This is a genomic window from Priestia sp. VA7, assembly GCF_055710015.1.
In genome coordinates, this window is sequence record NZ_JBVQPN010000004.1 from 487620 (window position 1) to 506385 (window position 18766).

Below are 18766 nucleotides of genomic sequence, written 5' to 3' on the forward strand. Positions count from 1 at the left end.
AGAGGTGTCGAGATGAAAGAAAAATGGATAATCGTTACGGGTGCAGGTTCTGGAATTGGCAAAGAAATTGTAAAAGAGTGTGTGTCGAAGGGCTATTCAGTTATTGCTTGTGATATTAACGATGGAGCTTTGAAACAGCTAGCTGAAGATACAAAGGGCCATATTGAAACACACGTAGTAGATGTTAAAAAAGGCAACGATGTAAAAGATCTTTTTTATCAAATAAAAGATAAAAGCTTGTATGGGTTAGTTAATAATGCAGGCGTGTATTTAGGGAAAAATTTATTGGACTATGAAGAAAATGAAATAGATTTTGTAATGGATATTAATATTAAAGGATATGTTTATTTCTCCAAGTACTTTGGCGAATTATTAATGAAAAAGGAAGTAGAAGGAGCGATTATTAATATATCGTCCGTGTCAGGAATGGAAGGAAGCTCCGATGCTATATATGGAATGTCTAAAGCAGCAATACTAGGATTAACTAAGAGCTGTGCAATGAATTTTTCTCCTTATATCCGGGTGAACGCCGTAGCACCTACAATGGTAAATACCGATATGATGAAAAATATTCCAGAGTGGCGCAAAAATGAATACATCGCTCATCAGCTGATTCCAAGCTTTGTTACGCCTCAAGATGTGGCAGATACGGTTCTTTTTTTACTGAGCCCTCAAGCAAAACATTATACAGGAGCCACCTTCGATTTAAATAGCGGATGTTATTTACGATAAATTATCTTTTAAACGAGTAATCGAGGCTGGACAAAAATATTTTAGTTAAGGAGAAATTCGAATGATCAATCGATATTATTGACTGACCATTCGGATTTTTTACTGTTATTATGAACGTTGGTTTCACCGCTTCTAGCTGTTGATTGGAGGGCAAGGTGAAGACTCCCGCGGAAAGCGAAGTCTTGCATGGAAATCAACAGCGGTGTCAAGAGCAATCCATATGAGTTTATTAATCCAATTTGCTCGTCTTTAGATTGGGTTAATTCCGTTATGTCCCATCCTCCTTTTTGTTTTCTTAAGAATTCTTAAGAAATTTACTTAACGTTTCTTTAGATTTTTTTTCTATTCTAGAAAGAAAGAATAGAAAGAAGGAATAGAAAATGAATTTAGCTTTTATGTATCAATATTTTCACCAGCCGCGAACGGTAGGCGCACTTTTGCCGAGCTCTACGCACTTAGCGAAAAAAATGGTAAAAGGGATTGATTTTGAACATGCAGGCTGTATAGTAGAGTACGGGCCAGGAACCGGAGTTTTTACCCGTGAATTAATAAGAAGACGAAGCGCTTGTACAACTTTGCTTCTTATCGAATACAATCGGCATTTTTACGAAAAAGTAAAGGAACAAGTAAGAGATGAAAAAAATGTGTATGTGATACACGGATCCGCTGAAAATGTTCAAAAGTACTTGATACAGTATGATATTCCAAAAGTGGATTACGTACTATCAGGTCTTCCTTTTGCTTCTTTAACGTCTGAAGTGTCGGACTGTATTTTGCAAAACACGCGCAGCGTATTAGCGGAGGAAGGGAAATTTATTACGTTTCAGTATACGAATTTTAAAAAACAGCTGATCCGCTCTTTTTTCCCTCAGATTAAAGTGGAAAAAGAGTGGAGAAATGTTCCTCCTGCATATATTTTTACATGCGAAAAGAATCAGATATAAGGAGTTTGTAAATGAAAGACAGAATTTTAATTATAGATGACGATGAGCAAATTCGTAATTTAATTGCTATTTACTTAGAAAATGAAGGATTTGAAGCGCTGAAAGTTTCTAATGCTGTATGTGGATTAGCGCTTTTAGAGGAACAAGAAGTAGATTTAATTATATTAGATATTATGATGCCGCAGATGAATGGAATCGATGCTGCTTTTAAAATACGTGAAGAAAAAAACATGCCCATTATTATGCTGTCGGCTAAGTCAGAAGATATGGACAAGATTTCTGGGTTAACAGCAGGCGCAGATGATTACTTAACAAAACCATTTAATCCTCTCGAGCTCATCGCACGAGTAAAATCACAAATTAGACGCTATAAAAAATACAATGAACGTGCTGAGCGCGATATTATTCAAATTGGCGATTTGGAAATTAACCGCAGCACCCGGCTTGTCTTTGTGCGCGGCCAAGAGATTCGTTTAACACCAAAAGAGTTTGATATTTTAGAGCTGCTGGTACGCCACAAAGGAACGGTGATGAGTATGGGGAAAATATATGAAGCCGTATGGCAAGAAGATGCGTTTAAATCGGATAATACCGTAATGGTTCATATTACAAAGATTCGCGAAAAAATTGAGGATAATCCGAAAAAGCCAATTTATATTAAAACCATATGGGGCGTAGGATACAGAATATGAGAAGAATAAGTGTAAAGCTTCTTTTTGCTATCATTATAAGTTTTTTGGCTACCAATTTAATTTTTATTTTAATTGCTAGGCTTGTTTTGAGCAGGTATATACAAGAAGAGAAAATGAATGTCCCTGCATATAATGTATTGGCGTTTGGACTTTTCTTTATCGCCGTTGTGGTCTTTGTTTTTGTTTTTTTAGCACTTATTCGTTCTCATATTCGTTATCTGAAAGAAATCTCTAAACAAGTTCAAAAAATTTCAAATGGAGATTTAGGCGCAACCATCCATGTACGAGGAAAAGACGAACTGGCCGAATTAAGCCAAAACATTAACAAAATGTCTGCGCAGCTCCGTACAAAATTTGATCGTGAACGAGAGCTGGAGCAAGTGAAAAATCAGCTAATATCCAGTGTATCTCACGATTTGCGTACGCCGTTAACATCCATCGTGGGGTACCTAGATTTAATCAAAAAAAGAGAAAGTATGGATGATGAAACATTATATAGCTACTTATATATTGTTGATTCAAAAGCAAAATACTTAACTGATTTAATAGAAGAATTGTTCGACTATACAAAATTAACGAGTCCTGATCTTCAGCTTCAACGAAATGAGGTCGATATGAAACGTTTGCTTCAACAGGTAATAGGAGAGTACGAGCCAATTTTAACAAGAGAAGGCATTGATGTTCAGACTAACTTTGCTTGTGAATGGAATGCATTTATTGATGTGGAAAAAATGGTAAGAGTATTTCAAAACTTGCTTGAAAATGTCAAGAAATACAGCAAAAAGCCTTCCTTATTAGAGGTGAATCAGGAGATTGACGAGGGTTACATAGTTATTTCCTTTAGGAACAGCATTAACATCAGTGAAAAAATTGAGGTAGAAAAGTTGTTTGATCGATTTTATCGAGGTGATGAATCAAGAACGGACGCGAATGGTTCAGGTTTAGGACTGGCTATTGCAAAACAAATTATTCAGCTGCATCAAGGAGAGATACGAGCGGATCGTCAGCATAATAAGCTCACTTTTTTTATAAAGCTGCCGTTAACACAAGAAAGCCTTAAGAATCACTTGTAAAGATTCTTAAGGCTTTTTGCGACTATTTTGATGCCGTATTCAAATTCTGCAAGCATCGCATAAGAAAAGGATATTCTGATATGCTGTGAAGTCTCATGGTCATACAATGCGCCTGGATTTAAAAGAACTCCTTCGTCGAGACAGTGCTTAAATAACTTCCGCATCGAAACAGGCTTATGCAGCGTAAGCCAAAAATAAAAACCACCGCTCGGAGCATTCCACACAGCGAGATTCTTCAAATATTTCTCTAGAATAGCCAGTGTTTGCTGACATTTTTCTTTTAATTTATAGCGTACGCTGGCCACATGCTTGTCATAGAGTCCGGTTTTGAGAGCTTCAGCAGCAGCCCATTGAGATAAGGAACTGGCTCCGTAGTCAACTTGCATTTTAAGGTCAGCTAATCGTTCAATTACATGTTCAGGCCCTATAATCCATCCAATTCGAAATCCTGGACTGAATGTTTTAGAGAACGTTCCTAAATAAAGAACCATTCCATTTTTATCTTGAGCTTTTAAGGAAAGTGGAGGCGGTGAATGGAACCAAAGCTCTCCGTAAGCATTATCTTCAATAATAGGCAAATGCATTCTTTCACACTGGCGAAGCAGCTCTTGGCGCCTTTTTTCACTCATCGTTACATTGGTGGGGTTATGAAAGTTCGGTATTGTATATAAAGCTGTACCTTTTTCTTTTTCGTGCTGGTCTTTTAATGAAGCTAAATGCATTCCTTCTTCGTCTGACGAAACGCCCGTTATTTTCATTTGTGCGGACTGAAATAACGGTAGAGAATAAAGATAAGAAGGCTTTTCAGCTAATATATTGGCACCTGGAGGCAGCAGGCCGATTGAAATTAACTGAAGGGCTTGAAGTGAACCGGATACAATTAAAATAGATGAAGGAGAAGTTTCAATGCCTCGTTTTTTTACATGCTTGACTAACTCTTGTCGGAGTTCATCATTTCCTCTTGGGTGCTCGTAGCCCAAGTGTACGCTTCTATGATTAATTCCGCTAAATAGTTCCGAAAGCTGATGGGAAGGAAGCAGGTCAGGTGCTAACTCTCCAGTTCCTAAACGAATAATGCCCGGTTGAAATTCAGCGTCGTTAATATGGCGGATAGTCGGAGAATTTGGTCGGTATATTCCTGCTTCTACATACGAATTCCAGTTCATGTGAGAACCTGATGCTAGTAAGCTCCACGTATTGTTAATAACTTTGGTGCCACCGCCTTTGTTTCCGCTGAGCAGTCCTTCAGCAATTAAGTTTTCGGTTGCTGTCACCACCGTGCTTCTATTTACAGAAAAGCTAGCAGCTAAATGGCGCTGCGAAGGAATTTTAGTTCCAATAGGCCACTCTCCATTTATGATTTTCTCTTTCATATACTCTTGAATTTGTTTGTGCATTGGCTTTTTATCAGCCGGATCTGGAGTCCAGTTCATGTGAGACCACCTTTTTATAATTTGGTTGGTATTATAAATCAAAACTTGGATGGAGACAACAGGGGATGTCAATTGTAGTATAAAAGAGAAAGGAGAGAACAACATGTTTACAGTGGTTATACATGCTTTATTGTTAGCATTCGGTTTGATTTTACCTTTAGGGGTACAAAATGTGTTTGTTTTTAATCAAGGAGCCAATCAACGAACGTTCAAACAGGCGCTTCCCGTAGTTTTCACGGCTTCTGTTTGTGATACGATTTTAATTCTAGTAGCAGTGCTGGGAGTTTCAGCAGCAGCCGCTGCTTTTTCATTTTTTCAAACGCTTATTTTTGGAATAGGTCTTCTTTTTTTAGCGTATATGGGCTTTGTGACGTGGAAGAGCGAACCGTCAAAAACGTCAGTAAAGGAAGGAATGACGGTGAAAGCACAAATTTTATTTGCTGCTTCTGTATCTCTGCTAAATCCTCACGCGCTGATGGATATTATGGGCGTGATTGGAACAAATTCTCTACTGTACAGCGGAAAGGAAAAGTGGGTTTTTACGCTGGTGACAATATCCGTTTCATGGATATGGTTTTTGTCCTTAGCTTTTGCAGGAAAAGCAGTAGGAAAAATGAATTCAAATGGGAAAATAATGATTTGGGTGAATAAGGCTTCTGCATGTATGATTTGGGGAGTAGCTCTTTACATGGCAAAAAGTATGTTATTTCAGTAAAATAGATGGTAAAAGGAAAGGTATGTAATAGAAAGAAGTACTTTTTTCTAGAAAGCGAGGGGTAAAGATGATTCAAGGAATTAATCATGTGTGCTTTTCTGTGTCAAATTTAGAACAATCCATCATATTTTATCAGAAAGTGCTAGGAGCGAAACTTTTAGTAAACGGAAAATCCACCGCTTACTTTAGTCTGAATGGACTGTGGCTGGCGTTAAACGAAGAAAAAAATATTCCTAGATCAGACATTCAGTATTCGTATACTCATTTAGCGTTTTCTATTTCTATTGAAAACTTTGACGAAGCAAAAGAACTGTTAAAACAGCATAATGTAACCATCTTACCGGGAAGAAACCGCGACGAAAGAGACAGAAAATCTATTTATTTTACGGATCTGGACGGTCATAAATTTGAATTTCACACCGGTACGCTCCAAGACCGTTTAGCGTATTATCAAGAAGAAAAGCCTCATATGACATTTTATTCGCCAGAAGAGTAGTATTAAAATAGTTATATAAGGTTACAGTTTTATTACATTCGCATTCCTCGCTCAGTTATCATTAAATAAACGATGCTGTTGTGATATAATGGAAAAAAAGTGAGGAGGAGGAAGAATGTATACCGCAAAACAGGTGAAGTTTGGTTCGCATATTGTGATAGGCGTACTTTTCGGCATCCTAGCTGCGATGTTAATCGGCACTTTTTATCAAAATATACCAGGTGTATTACCATACGGGATGATTAGCGGACTTGCAGTAGGACTCTTAGCAGATACATATTATACAATTAAAACAAAAATAAAGGTTATCTAATATAGTGTAGTACTATCTTCAGGAGAAATAAAAGATTCCTCTTGAAAATAGTACTATTTTTATGAATAAAATGGTTAATTTTCCACTTTAGAAAAACAAGTCAGTGCGCTACAAAAATTGTAAATTTATTATTTTGAATCAGAAATAGGGGGTTGAAATATCAAATTAACTCTAAGTATAGAATTATATGTTAAAGTAAATAACCGTTTTCTAAACAGTGAAACGTTTTTTACTTTTTTTCTAGTTAGTTTCATTGCGCGTCAGATAAAAGGTCTATTAATTAAGTAATTGTTAGTAAAACTGCAGATAAGAGGTTTTTAAAGCTGCTACTAACAGATAAAATACTGTTGCTTTTAATGGTTCATCTATAGAAAACTTGATAATTTTACTGAAATCGTTCTTTTGGAGTACATAATATATGCTATCATTGTTGGGTGAAAAAACTACATACCAAAAAAAGGAGAAACAAATGAAAAAATTAAGAAGAATCGGCCTAGGACTTGTAGCATCTTTGCTATCTATTAGTTTAGTAGCTTGTGGGTCAACAAAAGAAGAACAAAAACAAGGATCTGCTAAGCAAGAGCAGAAACAAATGGGGAAAGAGCAGAAGAAACTCGAACAAAAACTCTTTAAATTAGAGAGTGAGTATGAAGAATATACAAAAGAAAAAGGATATATGGAATCTGATGATTATCTTGTTTTTGAAGCAGCCTTTAACATACTTGCAAAGTCAATTGAAAGCAAGAATATTCTTCAAGGCGATGATGGCGAACTAGACAAACACTTAAAAGACTTAAAAACTGAGATAGACCATTTAAGTAATAATCAAGCAATAAAAGCTCAAAAGCGTTACGGTTCGGCAGTAGATGTGTACGAAGCTGCTATAGGTACTCATATGCATATTGTATTAACTAAAGCCGATATTACTCAGCACTTTAATGCAGTAAACACTATTGAGTTAGACAAAGATTTTAATGCAGATAGCTACGATTATGAAAAAATTGATGCAGACGCAACTGAGGCTATTAAGTCTATACAAGGAATGCCTATGAAAAGAATAAAGCTTATTAAGGAAGAGTTGGAGAAATATAAAGCTAGCTTTAGTACTGAAGAATATAATCAATTGAATTCCGCAGTCACTAGCGTAACTTCGTCATTAAATAAACAAGTTGAAATGCTAGAAGTTCTACAAAAAGAAAGTGGTAAGGATAAATCAACTTTAGAAGAAAACACAAAAGCTGCTGAAACACAATTTTTAGATGCTAAAGAAAAAGTGTCTGCATTTGAATCTAAATATGATATCCAAATGTAAAATATATGCTTTAAATACGATTGTTTATTATTTCTCTCTATTGATCTTTGGTGTACGAAAGAAGAAAGAGAGTAAAAGTGCAACCAGACCTAATAATGTAGCAAATAAGAATGCATCGTTAATGCCATCTATAGTCGAAGTTTTTATTGCTTTAGCATATAGCGACACAATACCGCTATTACCTAACTGACTAAGTTGACTACTAAAGAAATCATTGTTAGTTGTTAGTGTATTAGTGTAGTTTGAAAGATGTTCAGTAGTTTGCTGTGTCGTAATTGTAACGAGTATAGCCGTACCAATTGAACCTGCAACTTGACGAATTGTATTACTTAAAGCTGTACCGTGAGAAATTAAATGTTGAGGTAATTGGTTCATACCTGCAGTCATAATTAATGACATACCGAACAAACGTAAGATATAAATGCCTAAGATGTGGCTTTATGGAGTTCCACCAGTAAGTTTAGTGAATTCATATGTAGCATAAGAAGTAATTACAAGACCAACTATTGCTAATACACGAATACCGTATTTATCATACAGTTTACCGGGGATAGGTCCCATTAAGCCCATAATTAATGCACCTGACCTGGCAATAATAGTAGATCTGTTTGAAGCGGCGTAAAGCCTCAAATGCTTTGTAGATAGATTGGCAGCAGTTTTGAAATTATTTAGGATGAAACATAAAAAATTATAATCAGATTTGTTGAAAATCAACTCGAAAATTATTAATGTAATTTTCCGAAACTTTTCTTCATGCTATAACGTATAGTAAGTATAGGGGATTTTAATTTAAATTCCTTTTTGCGGAAAAACGTTTAATATACAGTCGGAGGATATATGCTGTATTACGCGACGCTAGGTGAACTAAAGAAGAAATAGGGGGTATTAAAATGACAATGTGGCTGTGGGCAGGCGGATGTATAGTTTTTTTGTTAGCAATGGGTTACATTGCAGATCGTGTAGCAATAAGGAGAAGCATTGAATTTAGTCCCGAGGATGGAATTAAAAATGCTACAGATGCAGAACAAATATATGTGGAGAGCTATTTGAATGAAACAAAAAATACGAATAATAATATACCGCTTTAATAGAAATTATAAATAAAAGGCTTATCCGCCGCTACTTGCATTAGGGATAAGCCTTTTTGTTTTATACTTAGTTCCAAACTTCGTCTAAAGTATCTCTAAACAATTGATCTAATTCATATGTAGGGTCATCTAATTCTACGGATAAAGTTCTGACGTATTTGTCTAAACGGTCAATTTCTAAGTTTAAAAATTCATTAATAACATTGGTGCATGGTTCTAAATCTAACTCATCACCACTAATTTTACGCTTTAACAGCTTGCTAACCTCTTCTTTTAATTCTCCTTCTGGTAACAGTTTCTCTAAGAGAATAGGAAATTCTAGTGGAGGAAATTCGTTATGTTGCTCAATCCACTTAGCAGCTAGCACAGGTCTTAAAACATAAAAATATTTTTTGATTTTTACTTCGTCACCTTGTAAATACTCTCGAAAGTTATTTCTAGCCATATTTAAATAGTGGTATATACAAGAAGTAGGAGTAAAGATGTTAGAATGTAGTTCTTTCATTTTATCAAATGTTGAATACGCCTTGTAATATACAATGTTTGATTATATCCATTCTAGTAAGGGCGGGTTTGATTTTCTAAAAAGTTTTAATGTCTTGGTTAAGTCCCAGCCGCTAACATCTAATAGGTCATTAATAGGTAGCTCTATTACATCTCGCTTTTTACCTACACCCATTGGATCAATGCTTAAATATTTATTCCTCTTATGAATATAAATAAATCTAACATCATAATCGCTATCTTTAGATGGAAAGTCCCACGCTCTACTTCCAGATTCACAAGCGTATAATACTTTTACGTCGAAATCTTCTTCAATTTCTTTTAAAGCTGCAACAATTGTTTCTCTCATAACCCAACCTCATTTCCTTTTAATGCTTTCTACATACAAAAGCTATTACTATTTCTCCTATTATATTTCATGATGGATGGAAAATGGTAAACAAATAAAAGAAGATTCCTTTAAGCCTCTAAAAAGCTACGAAAATATAGAGAGTAAAAATTATATCACTCAAAAAGCACTACATTCAATCCGTTTCTGCGGTAACAGGTTAGAAGCGTGTACAGTTCTGCACGATGATGGTATAAATGAGACTGAATTTCAAGCAGCCACTCAAAACGTGTATACGTGCATCCCCAATAGGATGTCTGCAGTGAAAATAGATTTTGTTCGTCAAAAGAAGAGTAAACTGCTTTTAGCTGATTGAAGCCTTCTACTAAAGCTGCTTTGAGTTCAAGCTTTGTATAAGCTGGATACTGCAGATAAAAGTCATTCATTTTATCTGCAGAGTGGCCTAAGGAAATATAATAGTCTGCACTGCAAATGAGACATAAATGCTGCAGAAGCTCTTGAATAGACCGCTTGTGAGGGAGGGGACGATAAGCAAGCTCTTCTTCTGTAACGTCATTAATGATTGCGGTTAGGGAATGGATGTTAACGTTTATTTGATTAAACACCATCTCACAGTACGAATTCATGTATTCACATCCTTTTTATTCAAATAAATACCGCATTTTTTGATTCAGCCAGTACTCTGATTTTTCATTGTTATCTAGCTTGATATAGCAATCGATAATTTCATCATAAATGAATTCCTTTTCTTCTACTAAATCAATAAATTTAATGAGTAAAAATACGGCTTTTGAAACTTTTCCATTCTCACAAAGCCATTCTTTCATCCAGATTAATAAGTCAAGAAGAATAATCTCTATTTTTACTCGGATATCAAGGAACCAATCGTCATAAATCGTTGTTAAATAATAAGGAACTAATTGGTGCAGTCGCCGTATGCAGAAAAGGCATAAAAACAATCCTCCTAGTGTCTAACTGTAGCGTTTGTGTAACGGTAAAATTATTATGATAAGAATAGACAAAAATTTCAAAAAAAGGGTGCTTTTTAGTAATTAAAAAATGTCTAATGTTCTAGTAATATCCATTATACTGTAAAACCATAGTGAGAAATAAGGGAGAATGCCCAAAAACAGAAAAAAGAAAACGTTATCAATTTTGAAAAAAGAAGAAAGGAGTAGAATTATGAATTTTAAAGACGAAAATACGTTAGACTTAGAATGGGTTATGCTCATAATGGAAGCAAAACAAACAGGTATAAGCATCGAGGAAGTTAGACAATTTTTACAAAGTATTAGCTCAAATTCTTAGCCGATACACTAGTAAGGAAATAAAGAATTCTCTGAGCATAGATAACCTTTATAGCGAGTCTCAAGCTATGTCCACTAGATGTATAATCATCCCTTTACAGTAAGAACGTTTATTTATAATGCACGGTAAAGTGAAATTATGGTATTATTATCGGTAAGTAAGCATTAGTAAGGGTGATTAAAATGACAATTGGCCAACGTATTCGAGATCTCAGAACGAAACAGGGAATATCGCTAACAGAACTTGCAAACCGAGCGGGTGTTGCTAAATCGTACATATCTTCAGTAGAAAGAGGAATTCAGCTCAACCCATCTATTCAATTTCTAAACAAAATTTCTACCTCATTGAACGTGAGTATTGATAGATTGATTCATGAGCCTATGGATAAATCTGAATCGTTGGATATTGATGATGAGTGGCTTGAGTTAGCAAAAGAAGCAGCGGAGTCAGGAATAAGCAAAGAGCAGTTTAAACAATTTCTTGAATTTCAAAAATGGCAGCGGGCAAAGCAAGATTAACTTCGCGGAGTATACATAAAAGAGAACTTACATAGAATAACTGCTAAAAAATCATGGTTGCAAAAAAGAGATTCCATTTATCTATGGAATCTCTTTTTTTAGGCTTAAGAAGAAATAAAATGGGACGAGAATTCTTTTTCTCGCTGAAACTGAATACGTTCAAGAGTTATTAATTTAGGCTTTCTTTTCTGTTCAAACTGTCTCAATGTTTCTGAAATCTCTTTGTTTTGATAAAAAACTTGATGCAGTAAGTCAGACAGTAAGTCAGCATCTTTTAATGACTCGTTTAATCCAAAAGCGCCAGTAGGAGTCATCGTATGAGCAGCATCCCCTAATAATAACAGGTGATGCTTTGACCATACTTCGCTTATGCTGCTTTGCACAGAAAGAAGCGTAAAGTCTGACCACGACGTAATAAACCTTTCTATTGAAAGGTTTAAGCTAGGGAAAGCGTCTATTAAACGCTGAATAAACGGTCTAAACGATTGTTTTCGAAGAGCAGGATAGCTGCCTTTTTCAATATTCCATCCGATTTGAACAAAGCCTTTTGCTTGAGAAAAAAGCGCCACCTGCTGCTTCACAAGTGCAAATTTAATAGAAGGCTCCCAATTGGCAGGTGCAGGAATTTTCGCCCAAAGCAAATCGTATCCATGATTGTGGATATTGTTTTTTATGTGCGCGAGTTTGCGAACAGTTGAATATCGACCATCTGCTCCAATAATGATTTTACTTTCAACTATTATTTCACCCCGGCCTTTTTGCTGAGCTTTTATTCCAGTATATTGTCCTTTTTCATTCTGCATTAGCTCTGTTACTTTTGTGCCCAGCATAAGCTTGTAGGAGGGGTGGATGCTTGCTTGGCTATTTATAGACTGAAGGAGATGCTGCTGTGGAACATGAATTCCTGCATGTCCAAGTTCAGATTCTATCGTTTTGAATACATGTCCATCCTTCCAGTATTCGACCCTAGACATTCGAAGGAGGCCTAAGCTTTCAATTTCTTCAAATATATGATGTTTCTTAAGAATCATTTCTCCATCTTCATTTAAATGTTCGCCTCGAAATTCTTTTCCAAGCTCATCAGATCTCTCTATCAGTATAGTTGATATATTTTGTTTAGCCAGTAGATGGGCCAGTAAAGCACCGCCTGGTCCGGCTCCTATTATACACACATCTGTTTGATAGTTCATTTTCTTCACCTTGTTTGTTATATGAAATTAAGTTACTTTTAGTAAGTATATTAACTTTTATAAATGTTAATGTCAACTTTTTTATAGCTTTTCTTCTATGAAATTCGCTCTTTGGACAAAACACAAATAAGGTTCTACATAATCAAAGTCAAAGGTTAAGTTTTATGGTAAACTAAAATACACAAATTATTTTGAATAATTTGTATAAAAAGGTGAAATTTCAAAATTGTTGAGAAAAAGCACGGTTGGAAAGCTGCAGGATTTTTAGCAAGAAGAGTAGAGATTGTTCCTGAAAATTCTAGCAAACTCCAATTTCGACTGGAGGATGATTATGACAAAAGTAGAACATTATATTCAAACATTGGGTAACAGTGCAGATTTGCTAACAAAAAGGCAGACAAGCATTTACTTCGAAAAACTTTCAAACACCTTTCCTTTTTTAACAATCATGCAAATTAATTGGAGAAAAGTATTAATTAAAAAGTCCACCCGGCATATTGAAGAAATCAAAAAATGGCTTCAAGAGATGAATATAAAAGAACATCAGGTTGTTTTATTCTGGAAACGAGCAACTAAAGCTGTAAGCGTCGATTTAGCTCAGGCTTTACTGTTTTTTCAACAAACAGCTGATCTGACCGAAGAAGCATTTATTTACTGTCCGTCTGTTGACTATGTAATTGAGTATTTTAAAGACGGTAAAATGATGATTGGTTTAGCAGCACGTTAATTAAAAGGAAAAAAAGCTGAGGGAGGAGGCAAATTAGAACTTCTTCACTCAGCTTTTTATGCATATAAAATCTAAAAAATACGAAACATAACGTTATTTACAATATAAATTACCTTCTCTTTATAATTAGTGGGAAAAGTATTGACATTTTCCATAAAACAAATATAATTAACATTAATCATATTGTTAATTGTAAAAAGAGCGATCAGGAGAAATGATGAATGTCGAACAATAAAGCAATGACGAATCAAACGAAAAAAGAATACCCTAAACCCTATGGCTATACGTCAGATATTGCTGTATTTACGATTGTGACGGAAGAAAAAGAACCATACAAACCACCTAAAATGAGTTTGAAATTAATGCTTATCCAACGAGCAATGGTGAATGCAGAGGGAGAAAAGAACAGCGAAGCAGGAAAGTGGGCGCTTCCCGGCGGATTTGTCCATCCTAATGAATCAGCTTTTGAAGCGGCTAAAAGAGAGCTCGAAGAAGAAACGGGCGTAAAGGATATTCATTTAAAACACTATGGTGTCTATGATGAGCCTGGCAGGGACGATAGAGGATGGGTCATTACAAACGCACATTATGCAATCGTTCCAGAAGATAGTCTAATAAAGCGAAAAGCGAATGATGATGCTGCTCGAGTTGAATTGTTTAAAATAGATCAAATCTTTTCATTGCCTTTAGCTTTTGATCATGAAATCATCATTCGAGATGCAATCAAGGAAATTAAGAAAGATTTATTGCAAACGACCATTGCCCAGAAATTTCTGCCTTCTCAGTTTACATACTCTGAGCTGCAGGCTGTGCTGCTTACCGTAACGGATGATGCAGCGATTAAAAGTGATCAGGCCTTTGCACGAAAAATAAGAATGCTGCCATTTATTGAAGAAGTAGACGGAAAAACAACGACGAGAACGTCTAAAAAACCAACAAAGCTCTACCGGTTTGTTGAAATGAATGTGATGAAGCCAATCTATACAGCACGCTATTAAAAGAAAAACTTTCAATTCAAATAATTAACAATATGTTAACTGTTAATTTTTACATATGAGGGGGAAACATAATGAAAAAAGCACTGATTAACATCGATTATACAAATGATTTTGTAGCTGAAAACGGAGCTTTGACATGCGGAGAACCAGGGCAACAAATTGAAACATTCATAAGCGATATTACGCGTCAATTTATTGAGCAAAACGAGTATGTGGTGTTCGCCATTGATTTTCATAAAGAAAATGATTCCTTGCATCCAGAATCAGCGCTGTTTCCGCCTCATAATGTTGAAGGCTCTGCAGGAAGAGAGCTATACGGAAAGTTAAATGATTTATATAATGTGTATCAATCACAGGCAAATGTAGAATGGATGAATAAAACGAGATACAGCGCATTTGCTGGAACGGAGCTGGAGATTAAACTGAGAGAAAGACAAATTACCGATGTCTACTTAGCAGGTGTATGTACGGATATTTGTGTACTTCATACAGCAGTAGATGCCTATAATAAAGGGTTTGCTATTTATATTTATGAAAAAGCCGTAGCAAGCTTTAATCAAAAAGGCCATGAGTGGGCGCTCGAACACTTTAAATCTTGCCTCGGAGCAGAAATTATTTAAGGACATAAAAGTGGAGGAAATCAATGAATATGTTTACAGATGACAGCGTAATGCTACACACCGATTTATATCAAATTAATATGGGAGAAACGTACTGGGAAGATAATATTCATCAAAAGAAGGCTGTTTTTGAAGTTTTCTTCCGCAAACTTCCTTTTGGAAATGGTTATGCTGTTTTCGCTGGATTAGAAAGAATTATTGAATATATTAAAGCATTTAAATTTAGCGAATCAGATTTAACCTACTTGCACGAAGAATTAGGTTTTAAAGAAGATTATTTAGCTTACTTAAAAGACCTTACGTTTACTGGAACAATTCGATGTATGCGTGAAGGTGAGCTTGTATTTCATAATGAACCAATTTTACGTGTAGAAGCACCATTAATTGAAGCTCAGCTTGTAGAAACAGCGATTTTAAATATTGTGAATTACCAAACGCTGATTGCAACAAAAGCAGCTCGAATCAAACATGTAGTAGGAGATCAAGTGGCAATGGAATTTGGAACACGCCGCGCTCAAGAAATGGACGCTGCCATTTGGGGAACAAGAGCAGCCTATATTGGCGGATTTAGTGCTACTTCTAACGTGCGAGCAGGAAAGAAATTTGGAATTCCAGTGGCAGGAACGCATGCTCATGCGATGGTGCAAGCTTATAAAGACGAATACATTGCATTTCATAAATATGCTCGTCGCCATAAAAACTGCGTGTTTCTAGTTGATACGTACGATACGTTAAAATCAGGAGTTCCTAACGCCATTAAAGTAGCAAAAGAATTAGGCGATAAAATTAATTTTACAGCCATTCGCTTAGACAGCGGCGATTTAACATATTTGTCTAAAAAAGCTCGTCAAATGTTAGATGAAGCAGGGTTTACAGAGACAAAAATTGTTGCTTCCAACGATTTAGATGAAGATACGATTATGCATTTAAAGTCGCAAGGGGCACAAATAGACATGTGGGGGATTGGTACTAAGCTCATTACTGCATATGATCAGCCCGCGCTTGGTGCAGTGTATAAACTCGTTTCTATTGAAGGAGAAAATGGCGAGATGATGGATACGATTAAAATTAGCGCAAATCCTGAAAAAGTGAGTACACCAGGATTAAAGCGCGTATATCGTATTATTAATAATTTGAATGGGAAATCTGAAGGGGATTATATCACGATGGAAGACGAAGATCCTCAAAGCGAAGAACGTTTAAAAATGTTCCATCCTGTTCATACGTTTATCAGTAAATTCGTCACAAATTTTGAAGCAAAAGAACTCCATCATGATATCTTTGTGAACGGAGAGCTTGTGTATGAAACAGAAGAACTTCAGGAAATTCAGCAGTACGTAAAAGATAATTTAGAGCTGCTTTGGGATGAATATAAGCGCACGCGCAATCCTGAAGAATATCCAGTAGATTTAAGCGAAAAATGTTGGGAAAATAAAACGCGTCAAATTGCGTACGTAAAACAAAAAGTTGCAGAAGCCCTAAATAAAAAATAGTAGGGAGCTGGAGACATGTCAGATACGCTTGCTTATTTTCAACAGCTAAACCCTGATAAAAAAATAGATAAGCTTTTAGAAAAAGGAGCGAAAATTGGTATTTATGGTTCTTCTTTTGATCCGGTTACCAATGTTCACCTGTGGACGGCATCAACGGTTGCACATCGAAAGAAGCTAGATGCTATTATCTTTTTGCCTTCATCGCACAAACGAACAGATAAAAAGCTCCAGACGTTGGATGAGCACCGTGTAAATATGGTTAGCTTAGCGATTAAAGATAACCCCAAATTTTTGCTCGATACGTATGAGCTAGACGTATTGCCCGGCTATCATTACACATACTACACTATGGAGCACTTTAAAAAATTACTTCCACACGCTGATTTATTTTTTATTATGGGAGCCGACTTACTGCAAGATATTGGTGAAGGCAAGTGGAAGAAAGCAGATGAGCTTATTAGTAAAAACCAGTTTATCATCATGGCAAGAGAGGGAATAGACATGTTGAAAGCTATTAGTCATTCTCCTTTGCTTCGAAATTATGACGACGGCCGGTTTCAGCTTCTTGATAAAGGGCTGGCGATGGAAATCAGCTCTACTTATATTCGTCAAGAATTTGCCCGGGGCGGAGAACCAAGATATTTAATGCCTGATCTCTGTTATTTTTATAGTAAAAAACATGGACTGTATCAGTAAGAAATCTACATATAATGGAAGGAGAGCATGTATCATGTCAGACATGCAAGAAAAAATAAGAAAAGAGCTACATGTGAAATCTGAAATTGATCCAGCACAAGAAATTCGTGCCCGCGTTGATTTTCTGAAAAGCTACCTAAAGTCAGCAAATGCAAAAGGCTTTGTATTAGGTATAAGCGGGGGGCAGGACTCTAGCTTAGCTGGACGATTAGCACAGATTGCTGTAGACGAATTGCGAAAAGAAGAATATGAAGCAAAATTTGTAGCCGTTCGCTTGCCTCATGGCACGCAGCATGATGAAGCGGATGCGAAGGCTTCACTAGAATTTATTAAACCTAATGAAACATATACGTTTAATATTAAAAACACGGTGGAAGCATTTGAAAGTTCGTTTACAGGTGCGACAGATATAGCCCTGTCTGATTTTCATAAAGGAAATGTCAAAGCACGTACGCGTATGATTGTACAGTATGCAATCGGAGGAGAAAACGGCCTTTTAGTTATCGGAACCGATCATGCAGCAGAAGCAGTAACAGGCTTTTTTACGAAATACGGAGATGGCGGAGCAGATGTGCTGCCTCTAACAGGACTAACAAAACGTCAAGGAAAAGCATTGCTAAAAGAATTAGGTGCAGATAAACGATTGTATGAAAAAATACCAACAGCTGACTTGTTAGATAATAGTCCTGGTCAAGCTGATGAAACGGAACTAGGAATTTCTTATGATGAACTAGACGATTATTTGGAAGGAAAAGAAGTATCACAAGAAGCCGCTGAAAAAATTGAACAGCGCTATCGTATTACTGAACATAAACGTCAGTTACCGGCTAGCATGTTTGATGAATGGTGGAAATGAGAGAAATGCCCATATTAGATATACCTAATATGGGCATTATTTTGACTGATTTCTTTCATAAAACAAAAAAGAGGCGGAAAAAGTGCAATTTAACAAATTGTTTTCTCATACACACTTTGTTATTCTTACGCACTTTGGTATAATGAAGTGCTTTTAATATTATTGAGGAGGAACATTTTTTATGGCAGTTGAAGTAGGTAGCAAGGTACAAGGTAAAGTAACAGGTATTACTAATTTTGGAGCATTTGTAGAATTACCTGGAGGTCAAACTGGGCTTGTACATATTAGTGAGGTAGCTGACAGCTATGTAAAAGACATTAATGACCATCTTAAAGTTGGTCAAGAGATTGAAGTGAAAGTCGTTAATGAGAAAGACGGAAAAATTGGATTATCGATTAAAAAAGCAATAGATAAACCTGAAAGACCCTCATCTTCTTATTCACAACGCCCGCCACGTCAGGCAAGAAATAATGATAATCGTTCTAAAAGCAACTTCCAACCAAAGGAAAACTTCGAACAAAAAATGGCGCGTTTCTTAAAAGATAGTGAAGATAATTTATCTACACTAAAACGCAGCACTGAATCAAAACGAGGTGGCAGAGGCGGAAGACGCGGATAAATCCCTTCCAGTTTAACTACTTTATTATATAGCTGAAGCAAGCCAATAAAAATTGGCTTGCTTCTTTTTTTAATAGCTTAAGTGCATGCG

The 18766-nt window shown here is 36.0% G+C and carries 22 protein-coding genes and 2 pseudogenes; 18 read left to right on the forward strand and 6 right to left on the reverse strand.

All coding sequences use genetic code 11. The annotated features are described in order from the left end of the window. Positions 1-12: 12 nt before the first annotated feature. The 4 genes from AC0C45_RS20310 (at position 13) to AC0C45_RS20325 (ending at position 3441) form a co-directional block, all read left to right on the forward strand. Complete coding sequence (locus tag AC0C45_RS20310) at positions 13-732, forward strand: SDR family NAD(P)-dependent oxidoreductase (protein ID WP_237893956.1); 720 nt, start codon at positions 13-15, stop codon at positions 730-732. 380 nt (positions 733-1112) lie between these two features. Continuing rightward, entirely contained in the window at positions 1113-1676 is a 564-nt protein-coding gene (locus AC0C45_RS20315; RefSeq protein ID WP_171777293.1) for a class I SAM-dependent methyltransferase, read from the forward strand. Positions 1677-1687: 11 nt separating this feature from the next. After that, positions 1688-2368, forward strand: coding sequence for a response regulator transcription factor (locus tag AC0C45_RS20320; protein WP_013083012.1), 681 nt, complete (start codon positions 1688-1690; stop codon positions 2366-2368). Further along, on the forward strand, positions 2365-3441 hold the full coding sequence (locus tag AC0C45_RS20325) for a HAMP domain-containing sensor histidine kinase (RefSeq protein WP_016763977.1): 1077 nt from the start codon (positions 2365-2367) through the stop codon (positions 3439-3441). The genes AC0C45_RS20320 and AC0C45_RS20325 overlap by 4 nt, the downstream gene beginning before the upstream one ends. Here the strand turns inward: AC0C45_RS20325 and AC0C45_RS20330 are convergent. Continuing rightward, positions 3432-4874, reverse strand: coding sequence for an aminotransferase-like domain-containing protein (locus AC0C45_RS20330; RefSeq protein ID WP_328252792.1), 1443 nt, complete (start codon positions 4872-4874; stop codon positions 3432-3434). The genes AC0C45_RS20325 and AC0C45_RS20330 overlap by 10 nt on opposite strands. 103 nt (positions 4875-4977) lie before the next feature. Between AC0C45_RS20330 and AC0C45_RS20335 the strand changes: the two genes are divergently transcribed. The 4 genes from AC0C45_RS20335 to AC0C45_RS20350 all read left to right on the forward strand — a co-directional run bounded on the left by AC0C45_RS20335 (position 4978) and on the right by AC0C45_RS20350 (position 7710). Continuing rightward, positions 4978-5589 (forward strand): LysE/ArgO family amino acid transporter, encoded by a 612-nt coding sequence (locus AC0C45_RS20335; protein ID WP_257063525.1) that lies wholly within the window; start codon positions 4978-4980, stop codon positions 5587-5589. A gap of 67 nt (positions 5590-5656) precedes the next feature. Then, complete coding sequence (fosB, locus tag AC0C45_RS20340; protein WP_171777290.1) at positions 5657-6085, forward strand: metallothiol transferase FosB; 429 nt, start codon at positions 5657-5659, stop codon at positions 6083-6085. A gap of 115 nt (positions 6086-6200) precedes the next feature. Then, a complete protein-coding gene (locus AC0C45_RS20345; RefSeq protein WP_047931596.1) occupies positions 6201-6398 on the forward strand; it encodes a hypothetical protein in 198 nt (65 codons plus the stop codon). 469 nt (positions 6399-6867) lie between these two features. Next, positions 6868-7710, forward strand: coding sequence for a hypothetical protein (locus AC0C45_RS20350; RefSeq protein WP_034652470.1), 843 nt, complete (start codon positions 6868-6870; stop codon positions 7708-7710). A gap of 27 nt (positions 7711-7737) precedes the next feature. On the opposite strand, the pseudogene AC0C45_RS20355 reads toward AC0C45_RS20350, so the two are convergent. Next, a pseudogene (locus AC0C45_RS20355) lies at positions 7738-8366 on the reverse strand (efflux MFS transporter permease); the annotation flags it as partial. Between the two features lie 234 nt (positions 8367-8600). Here AC0C45_RS20355 and AC0C45_RS20360 point away from each other — a divergent pair. After that, positions 8601-8798: a hypothetical protein gene (locus tag AC0C45_RS20360; protein ID WP_013083020.1), complete on the forward strand. Its 198-nt coding sequence runs from the start codon at positions 8601-8603 to the stop codon at positions 8796-8798. A 67-nt stretch (positions 8799-8865) separates the two neighbouring features. On the opposite strand, the pseudogene AC0C45_RS20365 reads toward AC0C45_RS20360, so the two are convergent. The 3 genes and pseudogenes from AC0C45_RS20365 to AC0C45_RS20375 all read right to left on the reverse strand — a co-directional run bounded on the left by AC0C45_RS20365 (position 8866) and on the right by AC0C45_RS20375 (position 10610). Next, positions 8866-9651: pseudogene (locus AC0C45_RS20365) on the reverse strand (nucleotidyltransferase domain-containing protein). Positions 9652-9806: 155 nt separating this feature from the next. Beyond that, positions 9807-10277 carry a DinB family protein gene (locus AC0C45_RS20370; protein WP_472928662.1) on the reverse strand — a complete coding sequence of 157 codons (471 nt, stop codon included), beginning with the start codon at positions 10275-10277 and terminating at the stop codon, positions 9807-9809. Between the two features lie 15 nt (positions 10278-10292). Next, the gene (locus AC0C45_RS20375) at positions 10293-10610 is read right to left on the reverse strand and encodes a hypothetical protein (protein ID WP_237893959.1); all 318 of its coding nucleotides are present in this window, start codon (positions 10608-10610) and stop codon (positions 10293-10295) included. Positions 10611-10833: 223 nt separating this feature from the next. On the opposite strand from AC0C45_RS20375, the gene AC0C45_RS20380 reads away from it, so the two are divergent. Further along, positions 10834-10959: an anti-repressor SinI family protein gene (locus AC0C45_RS20380; protein ID WP_075420012.1), complete on the forward strand. Its 126-nt coding sequence runs from the start codon at positions 10834-10836 to the stop codon at positions 10957-10959. Positions 10960-11141: 182 nt separating this feature from the next. After that, on the forward strand, positions 11142-11477 hold the full coding sequence (locus AC0C45_RS20385; protein ID WP_013056901.1) for a helix-turn-helix domain-containing protein: 336 nt from the start codon (positions 11142-11144) through the stop codon (positions 11475-11477). A 104-nt stretch (positions 11478-11581) separates the two neighbouring features. Here the strand turns inward: AC0C45_RS20385 and AC0C45_RS20390 are convergent, their stop codons facing one another. Further along, the gene (locus AC0C45_RS20390; RefSeq protein WP_472928665.1) at positions 11582-12667 is read right to left on the reverse strand and encodes an FAD-dependent monooxygenase; all 1086 of its coding nucleotides are present in this window, start codon (positions 12665-12667) and stop codon (positions 11582-11584) included. A 331-nt stretch (positions 12668-12998) separates the two neighbouring features. Here AC0C45_RS20390 and AC0C45_RS20395 point away from each other — a divergent pair, with 331 nt between their 5' ends. The 7 genes from AC0C45_RS20395 (at position 12999) to AC0C45_RS20425 (ending at position 18676) form a co-directional block, all read left to right on the forward strand. Next, entirely contained in the window at positions 12999-13394 is a 396-nt protein-coding gene (locus AC0C45_RS20395) for a CDI toxin immunity protein (protein WP_013056903.1), read from the forward strand. Between the two features lie 221 nt (positions 13395-13615). Further along, positions 13616-14392: an NUDIX domain-containing protein gene (locus tag AC0C45_RS20400; RefSeq protein WP_047931583.1), complete on the forward strand. Its 777-nt coding sequence runs from the start codon at positions 13616-13618 to the stop codon at positions 14390-14392. A gap of 71 nt (positions 14393-14463) precedes the next feature. Next, complete coding sequence (locus tag AC0C45_RS20405; RefSeq protein WP_047931581.1) at positions 14464-15012, forward strand: cysteine hydrolase family protein; 549 nt, start codon at positions 14464-14466, stop codon at positions 15010-15012. A gap of 23 nt (positions 15013-15035) precedes the next feature. Beyond that, positions 15036-16505 (forward strand): nicotinate phosphoribosyltransferase, encoded by a 1470-nt coding sequence (locus tag AC0C45_RS20410; RefSeq protein WP_034652448.1) that lies wholly within the window; start codon positions 15036-15038, stop codon positions 16503-16505. A 15-nt stretch (positions 16506-16520) separates the two neighbouring features. Further along, on the forward strand, positions 16521-17201 hold the full coding sequence (nadD, locus tag AC0C45_RS20415; RefSeq protein ID WP_025752246.1) for a nicotinate (nicotinamide) nucleotide adenylyltransferase: 681 nt from the start codon (positions 16521-16523) through the stop codon (positions 17199-17201). Positions 17202-17235: 34 nt separating this feature from the next. Further along, positions 17236-18057 carry an ammonia-dependent NAD(+) synthetase gene (nadE, locus tag AC0C45_RS20420; protein WP_047931577.1) on the forward strand — a complete coding sequence of 274 codons (822 nt, stop codon included), beginning with the start codon at positions 17236-17238 and terminating at the stop codon, positions 18055-18057. Positions 18058-18238: 181 nt separating this feature from the next. Next, positions 18239-18676: a S1 domain-containing RNA-binding protein gene (locus tag AC0C45_RS20425; RefSeq protein ID WP_013056909.1), complete on the forward strand. Its 438-nt coding sequence runs from the start codon at positions 18239-18241 to the stop codon at positions 18674-18676. Positions 18677-18766: the final 90 nt, after the last annotated feature.